General features: G+C 65.9%; 19 protein-coding genes and 2 tRNA genes. 8 read left to right on the top strand and 13 right to left on the bottom strand.

Going from position 1 to position 25,858, the window contains the following annotated elements:
* The first annotated feature begins 131 nt into the window (after nucleotides 1-131).
* A complete protein-coding gene (locus AX690_RS14130) occupies nucleotides 132-1,124 on the top strand; it encodes an LLM class flavin-dependent oxidoreductase (protein WP_066683467.1) in 993 nt (330 codons plus the stop codon).
* Here the strand turns inward: AX690_RS14130 and AX690_RS14125 are convergent.
* The 6 genes from AX690_RS14125 to clpX form a co-directional block, all read right to left on the bottom strand.
* Nucleotides 1,121-2,275, bottom strand: coding sequence for a glycosyltransferase family 1 protein (locus tag AX690_RS14125; protein WP_066683497.1), 1,155 nt, complete (start codon nucleotides 2,273-2,275; stop codon nucleotides 1,121-1,123). The genes AX690_RS14130 and AX690_RS14125 overlap by 4 nt on opposite strands.
* A gap of 322 nt (nucleotides 2,276-2,597) precedes the next feature.
* The gene (locus AX690_RS14120) at nucleotides 2,598-3,323 is read right to left on the bottom strand and encodes an SPFH domain-containing protein (RefSeq protein ID WP_231732207.1); all 726 of its coding nucleotides are present in this window, start codon (nucleotides 3,321-3,323) and stop codon (nucleotides 2,598-2,600) included.
* 274 nt (nucleotides 3,324-3,597) lie between these two features.
* A tRNA-Val gene (locus AX690_RS14115) sits at nucleotides 3,598-3,672 on the bottom strand.
* A gap of 193 nt (nucleotides 3,673-3,865) precedes the next feature.
* Nucleotides 3,866-4,144: an HU family DNA-binding protein gene (locus AX690_RS14110; RefSeq protein WP_013079364.1), complete on the bottom strand. Its 279-nt coding sequence runs from the start codon at nucleotides 4,142-4,144 to the stop codon at nucleotides 3,866-3,868.
* 143 nt (nucleotides 4,145-4,287) lie between these two features.
* A complete protein-coding gene (gene lon / locus AX690_RS14105) occupies nucleotides 4,288-6,687 on the bottom strand; it encodes an endopeptidase La (RefSeq protein ID WP_066683469.1) in 2,400 nt (799 codons plus the stop codon).
* A 396-nt stretch (nucleotides 6,688-7,083) separates the two neighbouring features.
* Nucleotides 7,084-8,346 (bottom strand): ATP-dependent protease ATP-binding subunit ClpX, encoded by a 1,263-nt coding sequence (clpX, locus tag AX690_RS14100; RefSeq protein ID WP_004615159.1) that lies wholly within the window; start codon nucleotides 8,344-8,346, stop codon nucleotides 7,084-7,086.
* Between the two features lie 337 nt (nucleotides 8,347-8,683).
* Here clpX and AX690_RS14095 point away from each other — a divergent pair, with 337 nt between their 5' ends.
* Nucleotides 8,684-9,358, top strand: coding sequence for an HAD-IB family hydrolase (locus tag AX690_RS14095; protein WP_066683470.1), 675 nt, complete (start codon nucleotides 8,684-8,686; stop codon nucleotides 9,356-9,358).
* 80 nt (nucleotides 9,359-9,438) lie between these two features.
* Here AX690_RS14095 and AX690_RS14090 read toward each other — a convergent pair whose 3' ends face one another.
* From AX690_RS14090 to AX690_RS14065, 6 genes are all read right to left on the bottom strand, one after another.
* Nucleotides 9,439-10,071 (bottom strand): ATP-dependent Clp protease proteolytic subunit, encoded by a 633-nt coding sequence (locus AX690_RS14090; RefSeq protein ID WP_013079367.1) that lies wholly within the window; start codon nucleotides 10,069-10,071, stop codon nucleotides 9,439-9,441.
* A 179-nt stretch (nucleotides 10,072-10,250) separates the two neighbouring features.
* The gene (gene tig, locus AX690_RS14085) at nucleotides 10,251-11,609 is read right to left on the bottom strand and encodes a trigger factor (protein ID WP_304439879.1); all 1,359 of its coding nucleotides are present in this window, start codon (nucleotides 11,607-11,609) and stop codon (nucleotides 10,251-10,253) included.
* Nucleotides 11,610-11,790: 181 nt separating this feature from the next.
* A tRNA-Leu gene (locus AX690_RS14080) sits at nucleotides 11,791-11,875 on the bottom strand.
* Nucleotides 11,876-11,919: 44 nt separating this feature from the next.
* Nucleotides 11,920-13,371, bottom strand: coding sequence for a bifunctional ADP-dependent NAD(P)H-hydrate dehydratase/NAD(P)H-hydrate epimerase (locus AX690_RS14075; protein ID WP_066683474.1), 1,452 nt, complete (start codon nucleotides 13,369-13,371; stop codon nucleotides 11,920-11,922).
* Nucleotides 13,372-13,381: 10 nt separating this feature from the next.
* The gene (locus AX690_RS14070) at nucleotides 13,382-13,951 is read right to left on the bottom strand and encodes a histidine phosphatase family protein (RefSeq protein WP_066683475.1); all 570 of its coding nucleotides are present in this window, start codon (nucleotides 13,949-13,951) and stop codon (nucleotides 13,382-13,384) included.
* A 4-nt stretch (nucleotides 13,952-13,955) separates the two neighbouring features.
* On the bottom strand, nucleotides 13,956-15,506 hold the full coding sequence (locus tag AX690_RS14065; RefSeq protein WP_082769671.1) for an acetyl-CoA acetyltransferase: 1,551 nt from the start codon (nucleotides 15,504-15,506) through the stop codon (nucleotides 13,956-13,958).
* A 237-nt stretch (nucleotides 15,507-15,743) separates the two neighbouring features.
* Between AX690_RS14065 and AX690_RS14060 the strand changes: the two genes are divergently transcribed.
* From AX690_RS14060 to AX690_RS14050, 3 genes are all read left to right on the top strand, one after another.
* Nucleotides 15,744-16,082, top strand: a complete 339-nt coding sequence (locus AX690_RS14060) for a P-II family nitrogen regulator (protein WP_013079372.1) — start codon at nucleotides 15,744-15,746, stop codon at nucleotides 16,080-16,082.
* 45 nt (nucleotides 16,083-16,127) lie between these two features.
* Nucleotides 16,128-17,537, top strand: coding sequence for a type I glutamate--ammonia ligase (gene glnA, locus AX690_RS14055; RefSeq protein WP_066683477.1), 1,410 nt, complete (start codon nucleotides 16,128-16,130; stop codon nucleotides 17,535-17,537).
* 301 nt (nucleotides 17,538-17,838) lie between these two features.
* A complete protein-coding gene (locus tag AX690_RS14050; protein ID WP_066683479.1) occupies nucleotides 17,839-20,016 on the top strand; it encodes a TonB-dependent receptor in 2,178 nt (725 codons plus the stop codon).
* A 59-nt stretch (nucleotides 20,017-20,075) separates the two neighbouring features.
* Here AX690_RS14050 and AX690_RS14045 read toward each other — a convergent pair whose 3' ends face one another.
* Nucleotides 20,076-20,465 carry a putative quinol monooxygenase gene (locus AX690_RS14045; protein ID WP_066683484.1) on the bottom strand — a complete coding sequence of 130 codons (390 nt, stop codon included), beginning with the start codon at nucleotides 20,463-20,465 and terminating at the stop codon, nucleotides 20,076-20,078.
* Nucleotides 20,466-20,667: 202 nt separating this feature from the next.
* On the opposite strand from AX690_RS14045, the gene AX690_RS14040 reads away from it, so the two are divergent.
* The 3 genes from AX690_RS14040 to parE all read left to right on the top strand — a co-directional run bounded on the left by AX690_RS14040 (nucleotide 20,668) and on the right by parE (nucleotide 25,796).
* A complete protein-coding gene (locus AX690_RS14040) occupies nucleotides 20,668-22,140 on the top strand; it encodes an amidohydrolase (protein ID WP_066683486.1) in 1,473 nt (490 codons plus the stop codon).
* Nucleotides 22,140-23,492, top strand: coding sequence for an amidohydrolase family protein (locus AX690_RS14035; protein ID WP_066683489.1), 1,353 nt, complete (start codon nucleotides 22,140-22,142; stop codon nucleotides 23,490-23,492). The genes AX690_RS14040 and AX690_RS14035 overlap by 1 nt, the downstream gene beginning before the upstream one ends.
* A gap of 198 nt (nucleotides 23,493-23,690) precedes the next feature.
* Nucleotides 23,691-25,796 (top strand): DNA topoisomerase IV subunit B, encoded by a 2,106-nt coding sequence (parE, locus tag AX690_RS14030; RefSeq protein ID WP_066730414.1) that lies wholly within the window; start codon nucleotides 23,691-23,693, stop codon nucleotides 25,794-25,796.
* The last annotated feature ends 62 nt before the right edge of the window (nucleotides 25,797-25,858 follow it).

Raw genomic sequence — 25,858 nt, 5'->3', positions numbered from 1 at the left:
GCGCCGGCCTGTCACGCCGGAGGTCGCGGGTTCGAGCCCCGTCATTCGCGCCACCGTCCAGTGGCTTCCACGACATAGAGAACCGTTTCGCAACGCCTTGAGTTGCGGACTTTACGCGCCATCTAGCGTTGATGGTCGCTTATCCCCGCTTCTCCGTCCTCGACTTGGCGCCCGTTCCCCAAGGAACCGACGTTGGCCGAGCTCTCCACAACAGTCTGGACCTGGCGCGGCATGCCGAACGTCTCGGCTTCCACCGCTACTGGCTGGCCGAACATCACAACATGCCAGGCATCGCCAGCGCGGCGACGGCCGTCGTCATCGGTCACGTGGCCGGCGGCACCTCGACGATTCGAGTCGGCTCCGGCGGAGTCATGCTGCCAAATCACGCCCCGCTGTTGGTGGCCGAGCAGTTCGGCACGCTGAACGCGCTCTACCCCGGCCGTATCGACCTGGGCCTGGGCCGCGCGCCCGGCGCCGACCAGGCGACCATGCGCGCGCTGCGGCGCTATGCCGGCGCGGTCGATTCGTTCGCCCAGGACGTCGTCGAACTGCAGCACTGGTTCAAACCGGCGACGGCGGACCAGGGCGTTCGGGCCGTCCCCGGCGAAGGACAGGACGTGCCGATCTGGATCCTGGGCTCCTCGACCTGGGGCGCGCAACTGGCCGCGGCTCTGGGACTGCCCTACGCCTTCGCCGCCCACTTCGCGCCCGACGCCCTGCTGGACGCCCTCCTCCTCTATCGCCGTCACTTCAAGCCGTCGGAAGCCTTGGACAAGCCCTATGCGATGGTCTGCATCGGCGTCTGCGCCGCCGACACCGACAAGGAGGCCGCGCGTCTGGCGACCTCGACCCAGCAGCAGTTCCTGGCGTTGAGACGTGGCCGGCCCGGTCTGCTGCCGCCGCCAGTCGATGACATCCGCGAGCATGCCTCGCCAGCGGAGTTGGCGGGCCTGGACCACACCTTCCAGTACTCCGCCATCGGTTCGCCCGAGACGGTGAAGCGCAAGATCGACCAGGTTCTGGATATGACCGGCGCGGATGAGCTAATGGCGGCTTCGCAGATCTACGATCATGCCGCGCGCAAACACAGCTACGAGATCCTGGCGGGACTGCGTACCGCCTAGTGATCGCGCGGCTGGGATAGTCCGCCGAAGGCGTGGCGTCCCGTCAGGCCGCCATAGATGAAACAGAGCTGGCGGAAGACCGCGTCCCATCCGTGCCGCTCCACGGCGCGTCGGCGCGCGGCGACGCTGATGGCGGCGAGGTCACGCGCGAACAGGGCCTCGACGGCTTCGGCGAAGGCTCCGGGCTCGGAGCGCACGGCTAGCTGCCCCACCTCGTCATCGACCGACTCGGCGACGCCGCCCGCGGCGACGCCGACAACGGGGAGACCGCACGCCATCGCCTCCAGGACGATGAGGCCGAAAGGCTCGTTGTCATTGGCGTGCACGAAGGCGTCGCAGCTGGCCAGGATTCCCGCCAGCTCGGCGGGGTCTCGCACATAGTCCAGGCTGATGACGCGATCGCTCGCAGGCGCGCCGCCGCCCGCGCCAACGAACAGCAGTTTGTAGGGCGCTCCCAGCCGCTCGACCGCGCCGACAAGCACGTCGAGACGCTTCTCTCGCGCCGGCCGCCCCGCGAAGACCAGCAGCCTTTCGTCGGAGGACACGCCCAGCCGGCGGCGGAGCGTCCCGCGATCAGCGCGGCTTGGGTGGAAGAGCTCGGTATCCACGCCCAGAGGCAGGCCGACGGCGTTATGGACGCCGGCCTCGATCAGACGGCCCGCGATGAAGCGACTCGGCGCCACGGCCTGGTCGAACTGGCGATAGACGGCGGCCCATCGCTTCTGAACCGGCTTCTCGGCCCATTCGCCGATGTGCAACGCCGCCAGCTTGCCGAGATCGGTGTGACAAAAGCCGACGACGGGAATGCCCAAGGCCTCCCCCGCCCTCAGGGCCGCCAAACCGGGCGTATAGGGATCTCCGGCCTCGATGATGTCAGGCCTCTGACGAATCAGCCGCTCCATCCAGGCGGCTTTCACCACCGGCCAGCGATAGCCTGCTCCGAACGGCAGCGGCGCGGCGTAGATCGAGACCCGCCCTTTGCCATCGTAGGAGTCCCTCGCCCCGGGGACGACCAGCGTATGGCGAACGGCGGGCCTGTTGGCCGCCAGCCATGCCCGCTTGGACGAGAGATATCGGCGAACGCCGCCGCTACGCGGCGCGTAGAGCATGGTCGTGTCTACGAGACGGACAGTGTCAAACGGCGGATCGATCTCGGCGGCAAAGCTACTCGGGCCGAACGGCCGATCCGTTCTCGTATCCGTCACGCCGAATCCTCATCGCTACGCCAGGCCTCCCCATTCGGCCTTGGATCGATAAAGCTTTTGCGACAGCTAGGGTTCCTCGCCGTTCCCGGACGATTTCCGAGCAACGCCGCGACGCCCTAGCGCTTCGCGTAGCAATACCTCGACTTGTGCGTTCACGCTACGCAACTCGGACGCCGCCAGTCGCTCGATGGCCGACAGGACCTCGGGACTGACGCGCATCAGGAATGCGCGCCGACCGCCCTTGGCGTCATTTTGGTCGCTCGCCACGTCAGCCGTAGAGTGTGCCGGTGTTGACCACGGGCTGGGCCTCGCGGTCGGCGCAGAGCACCACCAGCAGGTTGGACACCATTGAGGCTCGGCGCTCGTCGTCTAGAGCGACCACGCCGCGGTCACTGAGCTGGCCAAGCGCGCTTTCGACCATGTCGACGGCGCCGGCGACGATGGTTCGGCGAGCGGCCAGCACGGCCTCGGCCTGCTGACGCTTCAACATCGAGCCGGCGATCTCCGGCGCGTAGGCCAGATGCATCAGGTGCGCTTCGTCGATCGCAACGCCGGCGACGGCGGTGCGCTGCTGCAGATCCTTTCGCAGGCGATCCCCCACCTCCTCAGCGTCGGCCCTCAGCGTGGGCTCGCCCTCCTCCGCATGGTCGTAGGCGTAGTGCGAGGCGACCTCGCGCAGGCCCGTCTCGATTTGGATGTTCACGAAGGCGGCGTAGTCATCGACGTCGAACAGCGCCTGCCCCGAGTCCTTGACCCTCCAGACGATGTTGGCCGCGATTTCGATCGGGTTGCCGCGCTTGTCGTTCACCTTCAGCGTCTCGCTGGTCACGTTGCGCACCCGCAGGCTAATCTTCTTGCGGCCATACCAAGGCAGGATCCAGCGCAGGCCCGTCGCGCGGTCCGTGCCCACATACGCGCCGAACAGCGTGATGGCGTAGGCCTCGTTCGGCTGCAGCGAATAGAAGCCGCACGACACCAGGATCGCGAGGCTCACGCACCCCGCGCCAGAGAGCGTGAAAAACGCGCCGCCGCCGTCTCGCGCCTGAAGGAGCAGCCAAATCCCGAGTCCTAGAAGCAAGGGTGCGGCCAATAGCGCGGCACCCCCGTTCACGCCGCCGTACGGGCGTTCGTTGGTCGGGTTGATGGTCCGGGTCTCAGACATGACGCACCTCCAGCGTTGCGATCAAAATGATATCATCTTGATCGCAAACTCCAAGCGAAAGCGTGACCTTGGCCCGGGGGCCGGATGCCTTGGCTGTGAAGAGGAATGGTGGGCAGTGAGGGGATCGAACCCCCGACCCTCTCGGTGTAAACGAGACGCTCTACCGCTGAGCTAACTGCCCTCTGGAGCCTGACGGACAGGCTCAATCTCCTTGCGCTTGAAGCGCGTTCGAGCGGTTTCGCCGCTCGCATCCAAACCTGGCGCGCCCCAAGGCCGCCGCTTCTAGCGGGCGCGCGCGTTCGGGCAAAGCCCGAAATACGAAAGGCGGAACGTCAGCCCCCGCGACGCCCCGCCTCTCTTATGCGGAAACTGGATCAGCCGTTCAGAGACGACTTCAGGCCTTCGCCGACCTGGAAACGCGCGGTCTTCGACGCGGGACGGTTGACCGTCTCGCCTGTCCGCGGATTTCGCGCGGTGCCCGCGGCGCGGGTCACGGCCTTGAACGTGCCGAAACCGACCAGGCGCACATCCTGGCCCGACTTCAGGGAGTCGGTGACGGCGTCGATGAAGGCTTCCAGCGCGTCTTTGGCTTGGTTCTTGTTGATGCCCGCCTTCTCGGCGATCGCCGTGACGAGTTCGGCTTTTGTGGTCATGTTTTTCTCCCAGCCTGAGCGGCGACGTGTTTTTGCTTACGGCGCTGCGCTCGCTGGGGATTATGGCGGCAGAAAAGGCCTCGTCAAACGAGAGCGGCGCGGGAAACTCCCGCGCCGCATAAGTTATCATCAATAAGTTACGCTTAGTGGGTCAGAATGGCGTCGCTGTCGCCATCATCCTTCTTCGCACCCGCAGCAATCGGCTCCTCCGCCTCGTTCCACTCGACCGGCGTCAGAGGTCCGGTGAGCGCGTGCTTGAGCACCTCGTCGACCGTCGAGACCGGGATGATCTCCAGGCCGTCCTTGACGCTCTGAGGCACGTCGACGAGGTCCTTCTCGTTCTCCTGCGGGATTAGCACCGTCTTCACGCCAGAGCGTAGGGCCGCGAGCAGCTTCTCCTTCAGGCCGCCGATGGCGGTGACCCGACCGCGCAGGGTGATTTCGCCAGTCATGGCGATATCCTTGCGGATCGGGATGCCGGTCAGCACCGAGACCATGGCCAGGGCCATGGCGATACCGGCCGACGGACCGTCCTTGGGCGTGGCGCCGTCCGGCACGTGGATGTGTACGTCGGTCTTCTCGAAGACCGGCGGCTTGATGCCGAACTGCAGCGCGCGCGAGCGGACATAGCTGTTGGCCGCCGCGATCGACTCCTTCATCACGTCCTTGAGGTTGCCGGTGATCTGCATGCGACCCTTGCCCGGCATCTTCACGGCTTCGATGGTCAGGATGTCGCCGCCGAACTCCGTCCAGGCCAGACCGGTGACGATGCCGACCTGGTCCACCTCGTCGGTCTCGCCGTAACGGTACTTCTTGACGCCCGCGTACTTGGCCAGGCGCTCGTCGTCGATCGTGATCGAGGCCACCTTCTCGCGGGCCAGGTCGCGGACCGTCTTCCGCGCCAGGGCGCCCAGTTCTCGCTCCAGCGACCGAACGCCGGCTTCCCGGGTGTAGTAGCGGATCAGGTCGCGGATCGCCTTGTCCGGCACGATGAACTCGGCCGGCTTCAAGCCGTGATCCTTGGCCAGCTTCGGCAGGATGTGCCGCTTGGCGATCTCCAGCTTCTCATCCTCGGTGTAGCCGGGGATGCGGATGATCTCCATGCGGTCCAGCAGCGGCTGGGGCATGTTCAGGCTGTTGGCCGTCGTGACGAACATCACCTGCGACAGGTCGTAGTCGACCTCGAGATAGTGGTCGCCGAAGGTCGAGTTCTGCGACGGATCGAGCACTTCCAGCAGCGCCGAGGCGGGATCGCCGCGGTAGTCGCTGCCCATCTTGTCGATCTCGTCCAGCAGCACGAAGGCGTTCGTGGTCTTGGCCTTCTTCATCGACTGGATGACCTTCCCGGGCATCGAGCCGATGTAGGTGCGGCGGTGACCGCGGATCTCGGCCTCGTCACGCACGCCGCCGAGGCTCATGCGCACGAACTCACGGCCGGTCGCCTTGGCCAGCGACTTGCCGAGCGAGGTCTTGCCGACGCCGGGAGGACCAACGAGGCACAGGATCGGCCCCTTCAGCGAGTTGGTCCGGGCCTGGACGGCCAGGTACTCAAGAATGCGTTCCTTGACCTTCTCCAGACCGTAGTGATCGGCGTCGAGGATGCCCTCGGCCTCGGTCAGGTCGATCTTCTTGGTCTTGGCCTTGCCCCACGGGATCGACAGCAGCCAGTCCAGATAGTTCCGGACGACCGTGCTCTCGGCCGACATCGGGCTCATGTTGCGCAGCTTCTTCAGCTCGCCCTCGGCCTTGGTCCGAGCTTCCTTCGAAAGCTTGGTCTTCTTGATGCGCTTTTCGAGGTCGATCAGCTCGTCGCGAGCATCATCGGGATCGCCCAGCTCACGCTGGATCGCCTTCATCTGCTCGTTCAGATAATACTCGCGCTGGGTCTTCTCCATCTGGCGCTTCACGCGCGAGCGAATCTTCTTCTCGACCTGCAGCACCGAGATCTCGCCTTCCATGAGGGCGAAGACCTTCTCCAGGCGCTTCACGACGTCGAAGATCTCCAGCAGGTTCTGCTTGTCGCCGATCTTGACGGAGAGGTGCGCGGCGATGCTGTCGGCCAGCTTGCCAGGCTCGGCGATCTGCGGGATCGACGCCAGGGCCTCCGGCGGCACCTTCTTGTTCAGTTTGACGTAGTTTTCAAACTGCTCGACGACCGCGCGCGACAGGGCTTCGGCCTCGGGGCCTGCGCCTTCGTCTTCGCTGACCTCGCCGATCTGGGCCTCGTAATAGGCCTCCTGGTCGGTGAACTTCACGACGGCCGCGCGGCCTTTGCCCTCGACCAGCACCTTCACGGTGCCGTCGGGGAGTTTCAGCAGTTGCAGGACGGTGGCCAGCACGCCGACGTCGAAGATATCGCCCGGAGCCGGATCATCATCCGCCGAGTTCTTCTGCGTCACGAGCAGGATCTGCTTGTCGCCGCGCATCACTTCCTCGAGGGCGCGCACGGACTTGTCGCGGCCCACGAAAAGCGGGACCACCATGTGCGGGAAAACAACGATGTCCCGCAGCGGCAAGACAGGAAGCGTACGTAGTTCGGACATGTGCTCAATACTCCCGGCCGCGGCGGGGGAAGCGCCTTGGCCATGCGGGCCGCCGTCACGTCAGACGATGCGCCTGAGTCGATCGGCCCGTCCGCCCTGGACTGGGCGGAATGTCGTTATTTATGTGGACGTTTTACAACACGGTTCAAGCACACTCGCCTCACAGCGGCGAGAGGTCGCGCATGTCCGGTCAAGTTGAAACGGGCATGCCCCAGGTGAGCGCCCTAGAGGCGAGTTCATCCAAGATCTGGACTTTAAAGCGCTTTCTCTCGCCTCGTGACGTTGTGGCGCCCGCGCCTCACCGTCGGGACAACGCTGCGCCCCAAAGCGGGTTATCCACGAAAAAGGGCGCGTCTCCACAAGGAAGACGCGCCCTCAATCTCAGAAAGCGGGCGATCAGGCCGAAGCCGCGCCGCCCTTCTTCTCCGCGTAGATCAGCAGCGGCTGGGCCCGGCCTTCGACGACCTCGGCGTTGACCACCACCTCCTCGACGCCCTCGTAGTTGGGCAGTTCGAACATGGTCTCCAGCAGGATGCCTTCCATGATCGAACGCAGACCGCGCGCGCCGGTCTTGCGGGCGATGGCCTTCTTGGCGACCTGATGCAGGGCGTCGTCGGTGAAGGTCAGGCCGATGTTCTCCATCTCGAACAGGCGCTGGTACTGCTTGACGAAGGCGTTCTTCGGCTCGGTCAGGATCTTGACCAGGGCGGCCTCGTCGAGGTCCTCCAGGGTCGCGACCACCGGCAGACGGCCGATGAATTCCGGGATCAGGCCAAAGCGCTGCAGATCGTCAGGCTCGACGTTCCGCAGGATCTCGCCCGTCCGGCGCTCTTCCGGATCGGTCACCTTGGCGCCGAAGCCGATCGACTTGGCCGCGCCGCGCGCCGAGATGATCTTCTCAAGCCCGGCGAAGGCGCCGCCGCAGATGAACAGGATGTTCGTCGTGTCGACCTGCAGGAATTCCTGCTGCGGATGCTTGCGCCCGCCTTGCGGCGGCACGGAGGCGACGGTGCCTTCCATGATCTTCAGCAGGGCCTGCTGCACGCCCTCGCCCGACACGTCGCGAGTGATCGACGGATTGTCGGACTTGCGGCTGATCTTGTCGATTTCGTCGATATAGACGATGCCGCGCTGGGCGCGCTCGACGTTGTAGTCGGCGGCTTGCAGCAGCTTCAGCACGATGTTCTCGACGTCCTCGCCGACGTAACCGGCTTCGGTCAACGTCGTGGCGTCGGCCATCGTGAACGGCACGTCGATGATTCGAGCCAGGGTCTGCGCCAGTAGGGTCTTACCCGTACCGGTCGGACCGACCAGCAGGATGTTCGACTTGGCCAGTTCGACGTCGTTGTTCTTCGACGCGTGGTTGAGGCGCTTGTAGTGATTGTGGACCGCCACCGCGAGGACCTTCTTCGCGTGGCCTTGCCCGATCACGTAGTCGTCCAGGACTTCGCAGATTTCGCGCGGCGTCGGAACGCCGTCCTTGGACTTCACGAAGGCGATCTTGTGCTCTTCGCGGATGATGTCCATGCAGAGCTCGACGCATTCATCACAAATGAACACCGTCGGTCCCGCGATGAGCTTGCGCACCTCATGTTGGCTCTTTCCGCAGAAAGAACAGTAGAGAGTGCTTTTCGTGTCGCCGCTCGCGGCTTTCGTCATGATCGCTTCTCACACTATGGCGACATACGGCTTAACGCCGAGACGCCCCTCCGAGCGCATAAGCCGCCACCGAAGCAGCCAGGATATACGCCGGGAGTTGTCTAATCCTTGACATTCCCCGATCCGGGCGCGCTTCACAAGCCTTGCCAGCGCCTTTCCCGCCTCAAACGCTTCAACGCGCCGGATCGTGTCATGACCTCGCCATCTAAATTGGGCGATTGGCGCTTGGGTGCAAGCGTTGCGCGACTTGGCCCTTATCGCCATCCCTCGAAGCCCTTATTACGAGGGCTGGAATCGTGTGGAACCGGCGCGCGTCACGCGACGGCATGGAAGGTTGATGGCCAAGCGTTCGTTGATGTCGAAGGGGTTGAGCGCCTCGCGCCCGATGACCGGCGAAATGGGTCATGAGCGCGCGTTGGTCGCCTTCGACTTCGACGGCACCCTGACGGTCAAGGACAGCTTCAACGCCTTCTTGAAGTGGCGCGCCGGGCCCCGGCGATGGACCCGCGGCGTGCTGCGGCTGACCCCCGCCCTGCTGACCTACGTGTTCGATCGCAACCGTGGAAAACTCAAGGCCGCCGCGGTTCGCGAGTTCCTGAAGGGCGCAACCATCGCCGAGATCGAGGCCGACGCGCGGGCCTTCGCCCAGGCTTACGCCCCTTCCCTGCTCCGGCCCGACGCGGTGGCCGTTTGGCGCGCCTGGCGGGCCAAGGGCGCGCGGATCGTGATCGTCACCGCCTCGCCCGAGATCACCGTCGCGCCGTTCGCGCGAGGCCTCGGCGCCGACGTCCTAATCGGCACGCGGCTGACCTGTTCGGAAGATGGTCGCATTCTCGGCGGCCTCGACGGCGCCAACTGCCGCGCCAAGGAAAAGGTCGTCCGCCTGCGCGAGGTTTTCGGGCCGGACGTCCATCTGACGGCCGCCTATGGCGACACCTCGGGCGACACCGAAATGCTCGCGATCGCCGAAGAGAAAGGCTACCGGATCTTCCGCGGCAAGCCGGTCACCTGAGCGGATTAGCCGCACCCTCCGGACAATAAAAAAGCCGCCGATCGGATGACCGGCGGCTCTTATTTTAGCGGGGCTGCGCCTTATTCAGCGCCGGCCTCGGCCGCTTCGCGGCTGTCATAGACGTGGTCGACCAGGCCCCAGGCCTTGGCTTCGTCGGCGCTCATGAAGTGGTCGCGGTCGAGCGTGCGCTCGACCTCTTCATAGGTGCGGCCGCAGTGCTTGACGTAGATTTCGTTCAGGCGACGCTTGGTCTTGATGATGTCCTCGGCGTGGCGCTCGATGTCCGAGGCCTGGCCGCGGAAGCCGCCCGACGGCTGGTGCACCATGATGCGGGCGTTCGGCAGCGAGATGCGCTGGCCAGCGGCGCCGGCGGCGAGCAGCAGGCTGCCCATCGACGCGGCCATGCCCATGCACACGGTCGAGACCGGGCTCTTGATGTACTGCATGGTGTCGTAGATCGCGAGGCCAGCCGTCACCACGCCGCCCGGCGAGTTGATGTACATGGCGATTTCCTTCTTGGGGTTCTCGGACTCCAGGAAGAGAAGCTGGGCGCAGATCAGGCTGGCCATGCCGTCCTCGACCGGACCGGTCAGGAAGATGATCCGCTCCTTCAGCAGGCGCGAGAAGATGTCGAACGCGCGCTCGCCGCGGCTGGTCTGCTCGACCACCATCGGCACGAGGTTCATGGCCGTCGAAACCGGATCGTACATCATGGGGTATCACCCTTTTCGTTTGTGCTGGCGGCGCGAAAACGAATCAGCCCCCGCGCGCCGTCGACAACGCATATCGCGTGGCGCTTAACAGGTTGCAAGGCGCGGACGAAAACCTCCAGACATGAAAAAAGGCGCGGCCCTTTCGAACCGCGCCTCGTTTCGCAAGCCTTGGCCAGCGATTAGCCGCCGTAGCCTTCCGGCAGGTCGTCTTCTTCCAGGAGCTCGTCCTTGGAGACTTCCTTTTCCTCGACCTTGGCCTTGCCGAAGATCAGGTCGACGACCTTGTCTTCGTAGATCGGGGCGCGCAGCGCGGCCTGCAGATCGGCGCGCTGACGGTACATGTCGAACACCTGCTGGGCTTGCGCGCCGTACTGGCGAGCTTCGCGCATGATGGCGTCGGTCAGTTCCTGGTCGGTGACGACCACGTCGTTCTTGCGGCCGATCTCGGCGAGCACCAGACCCAGGCGCACGCGGCGCTCGGCGATCTTGCGGTACTCCGACTGCAGTTGGTCGTCCGACTTCTCGGCGTCTTCCGGCGGCAGGCCGCCACGGGCCTTGTCGGCCTCGACCTGTTGCCAGATGCCGGCGAACTCGGCTTCCACCATGCGCGGCGGCAGCGGGAAGTCGTGCTTGGTGTCCAGGACGTCCAGCAGGGCGCGCTTCAGCTTGAAGCGCGAGGAGTTGTCGTAGCGGCCCGACAGGTTCGAGCGCAGCAGCTCCTTCAGGGCCGCCAGGTCCGACAGACCCAGGCGCTTGGCCAGTTCGTCGTCGGCCTTGCCGTCGACCGGGGCGCGGACTTCCTGAACCTTGGTGGCGAACTCGGCGTCCTTACCGGCCAAATCCTTGGCTTGGTATTCTTCCGGGAACTTCACCTTCACGACGACCTCGTCGCCCGGCTTGGCGCCGACCAGCTGGTCTTCGAAGCCCGGGATGAACTGGCCCGAACCCAGGACGAGCTCAGCGCCTTCGGCCTTGCCGCCGGCGAATTCGACGCCGTCGATCGTGCCGACGAAGTCGATCAGCAGTTGGTCGCCGTCCTTGGCCTTAACGGTCTTGCCGGTGCGCGGCTCGTAGGTGCGGGCCTGCTTGGCCAGCTCGTCCAGGGCCTCGTCGACCTCGGCGTCGGTGACCTTGTAGACCGGCTTCACCAGCTCGATCGAAGCCGGGTCGATCGGCTCGAACTCCGGCATGACTTCGACGGCCAGTTCGAAGGCCAGGTCTTCACCGCCGGCGATGACCTTTTCCATGTCCGACGACGGGTTCAGCTCGGGCTGACCGGCCGGACGCAGCTTGTTTTCTTCCAGGACCTTCTGGGTGGTCTCGTTCAGCGCCTGCTCGATGACTTCGCCCATCAGGGCCTTGCCATACATGCGGCGGACGTGGGCCGTCGGCACCTTGCCGGGACGGAAGCCCTTCACGTTCATCTGCGGGGCGACTTCGGCGATCCGCGCATCCAGACGCGTGGCCAGTTCACTCGCGGGCACCGTGACGCCAAAAACGCGGCTGAGGCCTTCGCCCGACTTTTCAACGATCTGCATCGACATTCTTAATTTTCGGGTCGGGGCGCCGGGCGCCCGAGCTCCGCCCTGGGGTCCAAAAGATCGACGCCGCCCGCGAGGACCGGGGCGGCGAAAGAGCGCCCTTATGTCACGACGTGCGCGAGCATCCAAGAGCAGCGGCGATAAAACTCACGCAGGCCGAAGAGCCCGGTGAGAAGAGTGGTGCGGATGAGAGGACTCGAACCTCCACGCCTCGCGGCGCTGGAACCTAAATCCAGTGCGTCTACCAGTTTCGCCACATCCGCGTTCGAGGGGGATTACGGACTTGAAGCGCGGGGCGCAAGTCCGCTCAGCGTTTCGCGTAGAGCTCGGCCAGAATAGCGGGGGCCAGGCCGGGGATGTCCTCGGCAATCAAGCCCGGTCCGTGACCGGCGCCGCACGCCGCGTGGATCCATGCGCCGGCGCAAGCGGCCTCGAAGCTCTCCATGCCCTGAGCGATCAGGCCGCCGATGAAGCCGGCCAGCACGTCGCCTGATCCGGCTGTCGCCAGCCAGGGCGCGCCGTTCAGCAGGACGGCGGCTCTGCCATCGGGCGCGGCGACGACTGTGTCGGGCCCCTTCAGCAGCACCACCGCGCCGGCGCGACGAGCGGCTTCGCGGGCGGCCGCGATCCGCTCGGGCGACTTGGCCAGGAGCCCCGGGAAGACGCGCTCGAACTCGCCCGGATGAGGCGTCAGGACGTCATCGCGATCCAGGCAGGCGAACAGGTCTTCCGGATCATAACGGAAGCTGGTCAGCGCGTCGGCGTCCACGACCATCGCCGCGCCGGTGCGGGCCAGGGCCTGCAGATTGCGTGTTGTCGCCTCGCCGACGCCCGCGGCCGGTCCGATGATCACCGCGTCCGCTTCCTCTGCGGCCATGGCGAGCTCCGCGTCGGATTCGAACGGCGCCAGCATGATCGCCTCCAGGTGCGCGGCGTTGACCGCCAGCGCGCCCGGCGGCGACAACACGGTCACCGCGCCCGCGCCAATCCGCAGCCCTCCGCGAGCCGAGAGGCGGGCCGCGCCGGTGCTCCAGGCCTCGCCGCTGACGACCTTCAGCCGCCCCCGGCTGTGCTTGTGCGCGTCGAAGGCCGGCCACGGAAAGCGCGGAAGCCAGAGTTCAGGCTCGTTCTCGAACAGATCGACAGCTTCGACCGTCTCCAGTCCTATGTCCGCCACAATGATCTCGCCACAGGCGTCACGCCCTTCGGCCAGGACATGGGCGGGCTTTCGACGATGGAAGGTCACCGTGGTCTCGGCGCGGAAGGCGATACCCCCCAGGGCTCGCCCCGTGTCGCCGTGGACGCCCGAGGGCGTATCGACCGCCACGACCTGGACTCCAGTCTTTCGGGCGGCCCGCGCAAGCTCGGCGACCGGCCCCTCAAGCGGCCGCGACAGCCCCGCGCCAAACAGCGCGTCTATGTAAAGATGTCCGGGCGCGGGCCGCGCAGACAGCGGCCGGACCTCGCCCTTCCATCGCGAGGCCGCCCACCGCGCGGCGTCGGTCGCGGGCGGATAAGCCGCCTCCACCACGACTGGCCATCCGCGACGCTTCAGGTGACGGGCGGCGACATAGCCATCGCCGCCGTTGTCGCCTGGTCCGCACCAGACAACGACCGGGCGCCGCGCGTACCGATCCCGGATCGCCGTCGCGACCGCTCCGCCCGCTCGCTCCATCAACACCTGGGTCGGCGTGCCGCTCGCCACGGCCGCGCGGTCGGCCGCGACCATCTGGGCGACGGTCAGAATCTCTCGCGCCACGGCTACTCCTTCAAAGCACTTGGCTCTGAGCTTCGCGCCCTTTCTCTGCCAGGATCAAGCGGTCGCCCTCCACGCGAAAAACGGACCGCGAGCAATGGTCGGGGCGAAAGGCCACGACGCGCGGGTCTCCCGTCGCGGTCGCGACCGCGGCATTCAAGGCGACGAAATGGCTGAACACCGCCTTTCCCTGATGATCCATCAGCGCGCTCGCCACGCTCTGCGCCCAGGCCGCATAGTCCAGATCGCCGACGACCTCGGCCCAGAGTCCCCCGAAAGCCTGCCGAAGCCAATCGGGCCGCTCGTCGGCGGACAGGGCCGCGGGCGTCGGGATTTCACCGACCCGAGGATCGATCTCGACCTCCACGCCCAGGGCTTCGGCCAGAGGCGCGGCGGTTTCGCGGCAGCGCCTCAACGGTGAGGACACCACGCGATCGGGCCTGACGCTCGCTGGCAGAGCCATGATCTCGCGAGCGACCGCCCTGGCCTGCTCCAGGCCCGCGGCGTCCAGGCCCGGATCGTCATCGGATCCGCCCCAGGTCGAGGCGGGCTTGCCATGACGGATGACGTGAATGAGGCCCATGCGCTCAGTCCGGCGTGAAGAGATTGCGGACGCCGTCCGGATGCGGCCCGACTGTTCCGGTCCGCCCGACGCCTTCCCGCGCCTCCAGGTCCTTCAGCACGGCGGGATCATCCGGCGTCTGGGCGACGAAGCGGCGATCCTGGGCGTCCCGGCCGATCACGATCCCCATACGAACGCCCTCGCGGCCATGGACGACCGTATAGGTCTCGATCCGGGCCCGCCCCTCGGGTTTCTCCACGATCTCGGGATGGGGCAAGGCGTCGATCTCGGCCTGGATCACGGCGGGCGACTGCCGCTTCCAGCGGCCTTCGACGGGCTTCGTCGAATAGATCCCGACGGACTGCTTGGTCAGGAACCAGCCATTGGCGGTCGAAAGACCGTAGGCGCCGGGCCGCGCGCGCAGCCGGGTCACCATCTCGGCGATCGCGTGAAGGGCGTAGTTGTTCCCCGGGCCACCGAAGTACGGCAGACCGCCGGTCACGGTCAGCCCCCGCGGGTCGTCCAGCGCCAGGCCCAGTTCCTCGGCCCCGATCCGCACGGCCGACGGAAAGCAGGAATAGAGGTCGATCAGAGACAGGTCCGCCGCCGTGATCCCCGCCATATCGAAGGCGCGCTCGCCCGTCAGGCGCATGGCGGGGCTGGAGTGGTAGTTCTGCCGCTCCAGCGGGTGCCAAAGGTCGGACGCGTCGGCGCAGCCATGCAGGAAGACCCACTTGTCCTGAGGGACGCCCAACTCCCGCGCCTTACGGACGCTGGCGATCAGAACCGCGGCCGACTGATCGACCTCCATGATCGCGTTGAGGTATTTCGGATAAGGGAACCCGACCATGCGGTTGCGGTCCGTGACCGTGACCAGTTCCTCGGCCGAACGCTCGACTGGGAACCAAGCATAAGGATTAGCGGCCGCCACCTTGGTGAAAGGCGCGAACAAGGCGCCCAGGGCTTTCTGGTGGTCTTCGATCGATCGGCCGTCCCGCGCCCGCAGCGCGTTCTCGAACAGCGGATAGGTATTGACCGGATAACCCAGCCCATGCGCCGCCTCCTGCGGCGTCACGCCCGGGCGGGGATCGCCGATCCGCCGCGGCTTGCTGTCGATGTCGTCAGCCCAGCCGTCAAAGCCAAGGCCGCCCTTCATCCGCTTCATCAGCGAACCCAGAAACTCCGCCCCGCTTACGAGCGCTAGGTTCGCGTCGCCCTGGGCGATCCGTTCGCAGACGACATTGACCGCCTGCTGAGGGCTGTTTCCGCCCGTCTCGGTATAAACGCTCCAGGCTGGCGAGGCGGAAACGGCGCGGGCGAGCGAGGCTGGCGGATCACTCAACCTAGGCAACGGCAGCTTAGACAACCCTCCCGGAGCGTCGATGCTGAACGCGACGACCGCCAAAGCGTCCAGATCGGCAAGAACAGACCCCTTCAGCCCGGCATCAAGCGCGGCGCGCTCCGCCGCAACTTTCAGCAGTTCCAACGGAGACGGCGAGTTTCCCGCATCTCCGCGATACGTGAATTGGCCCGCGCCGATCAAAACCGGCGTGTCGTCGCGCATCTCCACCCCCATTCAAACGATCGTTGGGGGCGATCCTAGGCGCGAAAACGCGCGTCGCAAGGTCATTTGGACGACATTCCAGCAATGCATCAAAAAGCGGCGCCATCAGCGCAATTTTTGAACAGGCGCCCAGAAGTCAACCGATAGGTCAGTTTTGTCGCCCCCGCTCGCTTGCGGGCAAGGGGGCGCCGTGATGGTTGCCGGCTCAGAGAAGGCGGTTCGCCGCCGACGGGCCCGAAAGTGGAACCGATGAAGAAGATCGAAGCCATCATCAAGCCGTTCAAGCTGGATGAGGTTAAGGAGGCCCTGCAGGACATGGGCGTCCAGGGCATGACCGTGCTCGAAGCCAAGGGTTATGGCCGCCAGAAAGGCCACACCGAGCTCTATCGCGGCGCCGAGTACGTCGTGGACTTCCTCCCCAAGATCAAGGTGGAGGTGGTTGTCGAGGACAGCCAGCTCGATCCCGCGCTGGAAGCCATCACTCGCGCCGCCCGCACCGGCCGCATTGGCGACGGCAAGATTTTCGTCTCGGAGATCGCGGAAGTGATCCGCATCCGAACCGGAGAAAACGGTCCGGCCGCCGTCTAGGCCTGACCGACAACACTTACGAGATTTCTACAAAGGGGATACGGAATGACCACCGCCAAGGATATCCTGAACCTGATCAAGGAAAAGGACGTCAAGTACGTCGACGTCCGCTTCACCGACGTGCGCGGCAAGATGCAACACGTCACGTTCGACATCGATCTGGTGGACGACGACTTCCTGAACGACGGCACCATGTTCGACGGCTCGTCGATCGCCGGCTGGAAGGCCATCAACGAGTCGGACATGAAGCTGCGTCCTGATCTGGACAGCGCCATCATCGACCCGTTCTACCAGCAGACCACGCTGGCCCTGTTCTGCGACGTCGTGAACCCCGACACCGGCACCCCGTACAACCGCGACCCGCGCTCGATCGCCAAGGCCGCCCTGAACTACCTCAAGTCGGCCGGCGTGGGCGACACCGTGTATTTCGGTCCGGAAGCCGAGTTCTTCATCTTCGACGACGTGCGCTGGTCGACCGCCCCGCACCACACCAGCTACTCGTTCGACTCGACCGAACTGCCGGTGAACTCGGGCAAGGAATATCCGGAAGGCAACATGGGTCACCGCCCGGGCCCGAAGGGCGGCTACTTCCCCGTGAACCCGGTCGACAGCTGCCAGGACCTGCGCGGCGAAATGCTGGCCGTCATGGGCGAGCTGGGCATGAAGCCGGAAAAGCACCACCACGAGGTGGCCCCGGCCCAGCACGAACTCGGCCTTAAGTTCGACACCATGGTCACCATGGCCGACCGGATGCAGCTTTATAAGTACGTCATCCACAACGTGGCCGCGGCTTACGGCAAGACGGCCACCTTCATGGCCAAGCCGATGTTCGCCGACAACGGCTCGGGCATGCACGTGCACCAGTCGATCTGGCAGGACGGCAAGCCGCTGTTCGCCGGCGACAAGTACGCTGGTCTGTCGCAGGAATGCCTGTGGTACATCGGCGGCATCATCAAGCACGCCAAGGCCATCAACGCGTTCTCGAACTCGACGACGAACTCGTACAAGCGCCTGGTGCCCGGCTACGAAGCCCCGGTGAAGCTGGCCTACAGCTCGCGCAACCGCTCGGCCTCGATCCGCATCCCGCACGTCGACAGCCCGAAGGCCAAGCGTCTGGAAGCCCGCTTCCCCGACCCGATGGGCAACCCGTACCTGACCTTCGTCGCCCTGCTGATGGCCGGCCTGGACGGCATCATCAACAAGATCGATCCGGGCGCTCCGGCCGACAAGAACCTGTACGACCTGCCGCCGCGCGAGCAGAAGAAGATCCCGGAAGTCTGCGGCTCGCTGCGCGAAGCCCTGGAGAACCTGGACAAGGACCGCGCCTTCCTGAAGGCCGGCGGCGTCATGGATGACGACTTCATCGACAGCTACATCGAGTTGAAGATGGAAGAGGTGATGCGCCTGCAACTGCACCCGCACCCCGTCGAGTTCGACATGTACTATAAGTGCTAAGCGCGTAAGCCTTAGGACGAACGAAGGGCCGGAGAGCGATCTCCGGCCCTTTTTCGTTGCGCGACGCAAGAAGAGCGACCGCCAGAACTGGGAATGATTTATTACTTAGAGGCAGCGACTGAACAAAAATGTCGCAACTTCGCAACATAACGGACGTAATCAGCCAATTGCGGCTCAAATCACATGGCGAGAGATATCCGCGAGGCCGAGACTTGGCCTATCGCAGCGCAAACGGAATCGCCGCCAACGCTCCAGTCAGAACGAGCGACCCGGCGTCCAAGATTCACAACAGGATCTCTCCATGCCCAAGCTCAACAGCTCTCTTCGTCGCGCCCTGACTCTGTCGTGCGGCCTGACCGCCCTGACCACGGCGATGGTCGTCGCCCCGGCGGCGTTCGCCCAGGACACCAAGGTCGGCGAGATCATCATCACCGCCCAAAAGCGTAGTGAAAACCTGCAGGACGTGCCGGTCTCGGTGGCCGCCATCGGCGGCGAGAAGCTGCAATCGACCTTCGCCGCCGGCGAAGACATCCTGGCCCTTTCGGCCAAGGCGCCCGGCCTCTACGCCGAGTCCTCGAACGGCCGCGCCGCGCCGCGCTTCTATATCCGCGGCCTGGGCAACGCCGACTTCGACCTGGCCGCCTCGCAGCCCGTCTCGATCATTCAGGACGAAGTCGTCCTCGAAAACGTCGTGTTGAAGAGCTCCCCGATCTACGATCTCGACCACGTCGAAGTGCTGCGCGGCCCGCAAGGCACCCTGTTCGGCCGCAACACGACCGCCGGCATCGTCAAGTTCGACACCATCAAGCCGACTGAAGAGATGAAGGGCCGCGCGACGGCCACCTACGGCAGCTACAACACCATCACCTTTGACGGCGGCGTCGGCGGCGCTCTTGTCGAGGGCAAGGTCGCGGCCCGCGCCTCGGTCCTGATCCAGCACCGCGACAACTGGATCGACAACACCTACACCAAGAAGAACGACGCCCTGGGCGGCTTCGATGAGAGGGCCGGCCGCCTGCAGGTGCTGTTCACGCCGAACGAAAAGCTTTCGGCCCTGTTCAATGTGCACGCCCGCGACCTGGACGGCACCGCCGCCGTGTTCCGCGCCAACGTGCTGACCAAGGGCTCGAACAAGCTGAACAGCAACTACGAGCGCGACAAGGTCGCCTACGACAACACGGCCAACAATCCGCAGAAGTACAAGGGCTACGGCGCGTCGGCGAACATCCAGTACGACTTCGATGGCGCCAAGCTGACCTCGATCACCGCTTACGAGAACACCCACGGCTCGAGCCTGGGCGACATCGACGGCGGCAACCCCAATGGTCCGGGCTTCATCCCGTTCCAGTCGAACACCCGTGACGGCATCAAGAACCTGTTCCAGTGGACTCAGGAAGTCCGCCTGGCCAGCGACACCGACGGCCCGCTGACCTGGCAGGTCGGCGGCTTCTACTTCGACACCAAGTACGACATCCGCACCGATCCGTTCTACATTCCGGCCACCACCCTGCGCCAGAAGAACAAGTCCTGGGCGCTGTTCGGCCAGACCTCGTACGCGGTCAACGATCAACTGACCCTGACCGGCGGCCTACGCTACACCGACGACGACAAGGACATGAACGTGGTGTCCGGCAACGCCGCCCCGGCGGTCTCGGTGTCCGATTCCAAAGTGACCTGGGACCTGTCGGCCTTCTACAAGATCGACGAGAACGTCAGCGTCTACGCGAAGGTGGCGTCCGGCTTCCGCGGCCCGTCGATCCAGGGCCGCGACATCGCGTTCGGCTCGCCGGCCTCGGCCGCCAAGTCCGAAACCATCATGTCTTATGAGCTGGGCCTGAAGAGCGAACTGTTCGACCGCCGCGTCCGCCTGAACGGCGCGGTCTTCTCCTACACGATCGACGACCCGCAGTTCAGCGCCGTCGGCGGTGGTTCGAACTCCAACCGCCTGATCAACGCCAAGAAGGGCGAGGCTTACGGCCTGGAACTGGACAGCGAATTCGTCGTCACCCCGAACTTCGTGGTCACGGCCGGCTATAGCTACGCCCACACCAAGATCAAGGACAGCACGCTGGCCGTCGCGCCCTGCGCCGCCTGCACCGTCACGGATCCGCTGAACGCCGCCGGCCAGGCCCTGGTGAACGGCAACCCGTTCCCGAACGCGCCGAAGTACACCTTCGACTTCACCGCTCGCTACAGCTACCCGATCGCCTCGGGAGAGTTGTTCGCGTTCACGGACTGGAAGGTGCAGGGCTACACCAACATCTTCCTGTACCAGTCGAAGGAGTTCTACACGAAGGGCGACTTCGAGGGCGGCCTGAAGCTGGGCTACGCCAACAAGGAAGGCGGCTGGGAAGTGGCGGCGTTCGCCCGCAACATCACCAACGAGAGCAACATCAAGGGCGCGATCGACTTCAACAACCTGACCGCGTTCGTCAACGAACCGCGCGTGGTCGGCGTCGCGATCGACGCGCGCTTCTAAGATCACGAGATCTGGAAAAGACGAAGGCCGCGGAGCGATCCGCGGCCTTTTTCTTGTCGTCAGATCTTGAGGCCCTGCCCGGCCACCGGCTCGGTCTCGAAATGCTGCGGAAAGCCCGCGATAATCGGTCGAGCCTTGGCGATGGCCGCCTGTACGGCGGGCAACTTCAACGAGGCGGCGTGGGCCTCCTTGTCGGTCCAGACCTCGGTGATCCAAAGCGCGTCGGCATTGGCGGGGTCCTTGGCGATCACATAGCTCAGACAGCCCGGCATCCCGACTGTGCTTTCGCCGAGGATCGCCAGAAGCTCGTCCCGCTTGCCGGGCGCCGCCAGCATCTGGCCGATCAGTCCGTACATGGATTTCCTCTCCTCAGATTGCGCGGTTCCAGAAAGAGCCATGACGGCCAAGCCGCCCGCCAGCGCTCCCCGCCTGTCCAACTCGACGCCCATTGCTCCGCTCCCCTCCGCCCAAGCCGGGTATGACCCGGGACGAGCCTGATCATGTCAGCAGCCAGCATATTGGGCGACAGGCGCGGTCCCAACGGCAAGCGCAAGTCTTTCGCTGGCGATCGGCTTCATCGAACATTGTCCGACTTGATAAGGCGCGACTTTTCGTTTGTCCTTTCGCCCTCTTCGAGAGTCGGGGTTTTTCATGATCAGATGGCGTTACGCGGCGACCGCCGCGAGCCTGCTCGCGCTGGGGCTTTCGGCCTGCGCGACCACCGGGACGAACGCGCCCGCCAAGTCCACCCAAGCGAGCGCCAAGCCCGCTGAGAAGGCCGAGATCAAGCCGCTGCCCAAGGGTTTGGACGGTCAGGCGTCGAGCGGCTTCCCGTCGACCTACAAGCCCCTACCCTCGCGTCCGACCGCCTTCGTCGGCGCGACCGTCCTGACCGCCACCGGCCAGCAGATCGAGAACGGCGTGGTGATCGCCTCGGGCGGCAAGATCGTCGCCGTGGGCGGACCGGACACGCCGATCCCGGCCGACGTCCTCAAGGTCGATGCGACCGGCAAGTGGATCACCCCGGGCGTCATCGACGCTCACAGCCACCTCGGCGTCTATCCCTCGCCCGGCGTGTCGGCGCGCTCGGACGGCAACGAGGCCACCGACCCGAACACCGCCCAGGTCTGGGCCGAGCATTCGGTCTGGCCGCAGGATCCGGGCTTCAACCGGGCCCGCGCTGGCGGCGTCACGACCCTGCAGATCCTCCCGGGGTCAGCCAACCTGTTCGGCGGCCGCTCGGTGACGCTGAAGAACGTGCCGTCGCTGACGACCCAGGGCATGAAGTTCCCGGACGCGCCCTATGGCCTGAAGATGGCCTGCGGCGAGAATCCCAAGCGCGTCTACGGCGGCCGCGGTCGCTCGCCCTCGACGGCGATGGGCAACGTCTTCGGCTATCGCAAGGCCTGGATCGACGCGGCCGACTACGCTCGCAAGTGGGAAGACTACCGCGCCAAGCAGCAGAAAGGCGAGAAAGCCGATCCGCCCAAGCGCGACCTGCAGATGGAAACCCTGGCCGGCGTGCTGAAGGGCGAGATCCTGGTGCAGAACCACTGCTACCGCGCGGACGAAGAAGCCACGATGATCGATATCGCCAAGGAGTTTGGCTACAAGATCACGATGTTCCACCACGCGATCGAGAGCTACAAGATCGCGCCGCTTCTCGCCAAGGAAGGCATCTGCTCGGCCACCTGGGCTTCGTGGACCGGTTTCAAGATGGAAAGCCTGGACGGCATCGACGCCAACGCCGCGATCCTGTGGAAGAACGGCGCCTGCGTGGTGATCCACTCCGACGACGCGATCATGACCCAGCGACTGAACCAGGAGGCCGCGATCGCCATGGCCGCCGGCGCCAAGCTTGGCGTCGACATCCCCCGCGCCGAGGCGATCAAGTGGATCACAGCCAACCCGGCCAAGGCCATGGGCATCAGCGACAAGACCGGCAGCCTCGAAGCCGGTAAGGCCGCCGACCTCGTCGTCTGGAGCCGCGACCCGTTCAGTGTCTACGCCCAGGCCGAAAAGGTCTTCATCGACGGCGCGCTGGTCTACGACCGCAAGGACGCGCGCTTCCAGCCCAAGTCCGATTTCGAGCTCGGCCAGCCCGGCCAGGGAGCGTTCAACTGATGATCCGGTCTCTGCTTCTCGCCAGCGCCGCCTGCGCCCTGGCCCTCCCCGCGGCGGCCCAGACGGTCGCCATCGTCAACGCCCGCATCGAGCCGGTCTCCAGCGCCGCGATCCCGAACGGGACCCTGGTGATCAAGGACGGCAAGATCGCCGCGCTCGGCGCCAAGGTCACGGTTCCGGCCGGCGCCAAGGTGATCGACGCCAAGGGCGGCGTCGTCACCCCGGGCTTTATCGCCCCGTCCTCGAACCTGGGCGCCGCCGAGGTCAACGGCGTGCGTGAAACCCGCGACGACGGCACCGGCAGCGCGCTCTCGGCCGCCTTCGACATCAGCTACGGGATCAACCCGGCCTCGACCTTCCTGGGTCTGGCCCGCGATGGCGGGATCACCAGCTCGGCGGTGACGCCCATCCTCACCGGGACCGGCGGCGGCGCTCATGAACACGCCGACGACGGCGTGGTCGAGGAGATGACCGCTGGCAAGAGCGGCGACGGCGACCCGCCGCTGTTCGGCGGCCAGGCGGCGTTCATCCGCCTGAAAGCCGGCGCGCCGGATATCGTCGAGGCCTCGAAGCTGGCGGTCACCGTCTCGCTGGGCGAGAGCGGCGCCCGGGCGGCCGGCGGCTCGCGCGGCGCAGATCTGGTGCTGATCCGTTCGGCCCTCGAGGATGCTCGCGCCTTCGCCGCCCGCCGCGCGGCCTTCGAGCAAGGCGCCACCCGCGACTTCGGCCTCTCGCGCCTGGACCTGCAGGCCCTGATCCCCGTCGTCCAAGGCAAGACGCCGCTGCTGATCCGCGTCTCCCGCGCCGCCGACATCCGCCAGGCGCTGAAGCTGGCGGCCGAGGAGAAGATCAAGGTCATCTTCGAAGGCGTCGAGGAAGGCTGGATGGTCGCCCCCGAGATCGCCAAGGCCGGGGTCCCTGTCATCGTCGATCCGCAGGACGACCTGCCCGGCAGCTTCGAGACCCTGGGCTCGCGTCTCGACAACGCCGCCCGCCTGCACGCGGCTGGCGTCGCGGTGGCGATCAACGGCTCGCGGGACTTCAACAACCTGCGCCAGGAACGCCTGAACGCCGGCCTCGCAGTCGCCAACGGCCTACCCTACTCGGCCGCCCTGGCGGGCGTGACCCTGGTTCCGGCCAAGATCTGGGGCCAGGACGCCAAGATCGGGTCGCTGGAGGTCGGCAAGCTGGCCGACGTCGTGGTCTGGAACGGCGATCCGCTGGAGACCACCAGCTGGCCGACCACGGTCCTGGTCGGCGGCGTCGAGCAGCCCAAGGACGGCCGCCACGAGCAGCTGAAGGCCCGCTACGTCGCCAGCGACCCGGGCGGCTATCCGCCGGCCTATCGCTGAGCCTGGAAATCCTCCCCCTAGCGGGGGAGGCAGCCGTGAAACGGACGGAGGGGGAAGTTCGGCAAGGCCTGTCCCTTCCCTCTCCGTCGCCTGACGGCGACACCTCTCCCACGGGGAGAGGATTTCATTTTCGCTTTTCAGGGGAAGCCGGGCCCGCCATACGAGGCCCCCGCGTTCGAATCGCCTAGACTTCCGCTGATGTCCTCCTCCGATAAGACCCCCTCCCTGTTTGGCGACGACGACGCCCTCGCCCCGGTTCCGGCCGCGCCGCTGCTGAGCAGCGTCGAGCCGCACGTCGAGCCGACGCCGCGCCCGATCCCGCCGCCGCCCCCCTCGTCCAAGCCCACGCCCGCCGCCAAGCCATCCGCGCCCGGCGAGTACTCGGCCGCCGACATCGAGGTGCTGGAAGGCCTGGAGCCGGTCCGCAAGCGGCCGGGCATGTACATCGGCGGCACCGACGAGCGGGCCCTGCACCACCTGTTCGCCGAAGTGCTGGACAACTCGATGGACGAGGCCGTGGCCGGCTTCGCCAAGACCATCGAGGTCAAGCTCGACGCCGACGGCTTCCTGTCGGTCAAGGACGACGGTCGCGGCATGCCCGTCGACCCGCACCCGAAGTACCCCGGCAAGTCGGCGCTGGAGGTCATCATGACCGTCCTGCACGCCGGCGGTAAGTTCACGGGCAAGGCCTACGAGACCTCGGGCGGCCTGCACGGCGTCGGCGCCAGCGTCGTCAACGCCCTGTCCGAGCGCGTCGAGGTCACCGTCTGGCGCGACGGCTTCGAGCACCTGCAGGTGTTCGCCCGCGGCAAGCCGCTGGGTCCGATCCAGCAGGTCGCGCCGTCGAAGAAGAAGGGCACCATGGTGCGCTTCAAGCCCGACGACGAGATCTTCGGCGACGGGACCAATTTCAAGCCGGCGCGCCTGTACCGCATGGCGCGGTCGAAGGCGTACCTGTTCCGCGGCGTGCAGATCAAATGGTCCTGCGATCCCTCGCGGATCCATGACCAGACCCCGCCCGAAGCTGTCTTCCACTTCCCCAACGGCCTGGCCGACTTCCTGGCCGAGCGGACCAAGGGCCTGACCACCATCACCCCCGAGAGCTTCTCGGGCCGCATCGAGCGCCAGGGCGAGGCCGGCGCTGTCGAGTGGGCCGTCACCTGGACGCCCCAGGGCTTCGGCGAGCACGACGGCTTCATGCAGTCGTACTGCAACACCGTCCCCACCCCCGAGGGCGGCACCCACGAGAGCGGCTTCCGCGCCGCCCTGACCCGCGGCCTCAAGGCCTATGCCGAGCTCAAGGGCGAGAAGCGCGGCGCGATCATCACCGCCGACGACGTCGTCGCCCAGGCCGGGGCGCTGATCTCGGTGTTCATCAAGAACCCCGAGTTCCAGGGCCAGACCAAGGAAAAGCTCTCCACGAGCGAGGCCCAGCGCTTCGTCGAGCAGGCCCTGCGCGACCCGTTCGACCTGTGGCTCAGCTCCAGCCCGAAAAACGCCCAGGCCCTGCTGGAATTCGTCATCGAGCGGGCCGAGGAGCGTCTCAAGCGCCGCAAGGACAAGGAAGTCTCCCGCGCCTCGGCGACCCGCAAGCTGCGCCTGCCCGGCAAGCTGGCCGACTGCGCCGGGAGCGCGGTCGACGGCGCCGAGCTGTTCATCGTCGAAGGCGACAGCGCCGGCGGTTCCGCCAAGCAGGCCCGCGACCGCAAGTACCAGGCGATCCTGCCCCTACGCGGCAAGATCCTGAACGTCGCCTCGGCCAGCGGCGAGAAGTTCACCGCCAACAAGGAGCTGTCGGACCTGATGCTGGCCCTGGGGGCCCAGGGCGGATCGAAGTACCGTGAAGAGGATCTGCGCTACGAGCGGATCATCATCATGACCGACGCCGACGTCGACGGCGCCCACATCGCCTCCCTGCTGATCACCTTCTTCTACCGCACCATGCCGGACGTGATCCGCCAGGGTCACCTGTTCCTGGCCCTGCCGCCGCTGTACCGCATCAGCCACGGCGGCAAGTCCGAGTACGCCCGCGACGACGCCCACAAGGACGAGCTGCTGGCCACGGTCTTCAAGGGCAAGAAGCCCGAGATCGGCCGCTTCAAGGGCCTGGGCGAGATGATGGCCTCCCAGCTGAAGGAGACCACCATGGACCCCAAGAAGCGCACCCTGGCCCGCGTCACCCTGCCCCGCAGCGAAGAAGCCGTCGAAAGCCTGGTCGAGACCCTGATGGGCCGCAAACCGGAGCTGCGGTTCAGGTTCATCCAGGAAAACGCCGAGTTCGCGGCGGCGGATCTGGATCTCTGATCCTAGTTCCTCCCCCGCGATGCGGGGGAGCAACCGTGTTGAGTTCAGGCGGGTCTCCAGTC

This window comes from Caulobacter sp. CCH9-E1 (genome assembly GCF_001556515.1).
In the GTDB taxonomy this organism is placed as follows: Bacteria; Pseudomonadota; Alphaproteobacteria; order Caulobacterales; family Caulobacteraceae; genus Caulobacter.
Note: the sequence above shows the minus strand (reverse complement) of the source record. Positions and strands in the feature narration are given on the sequence as shown.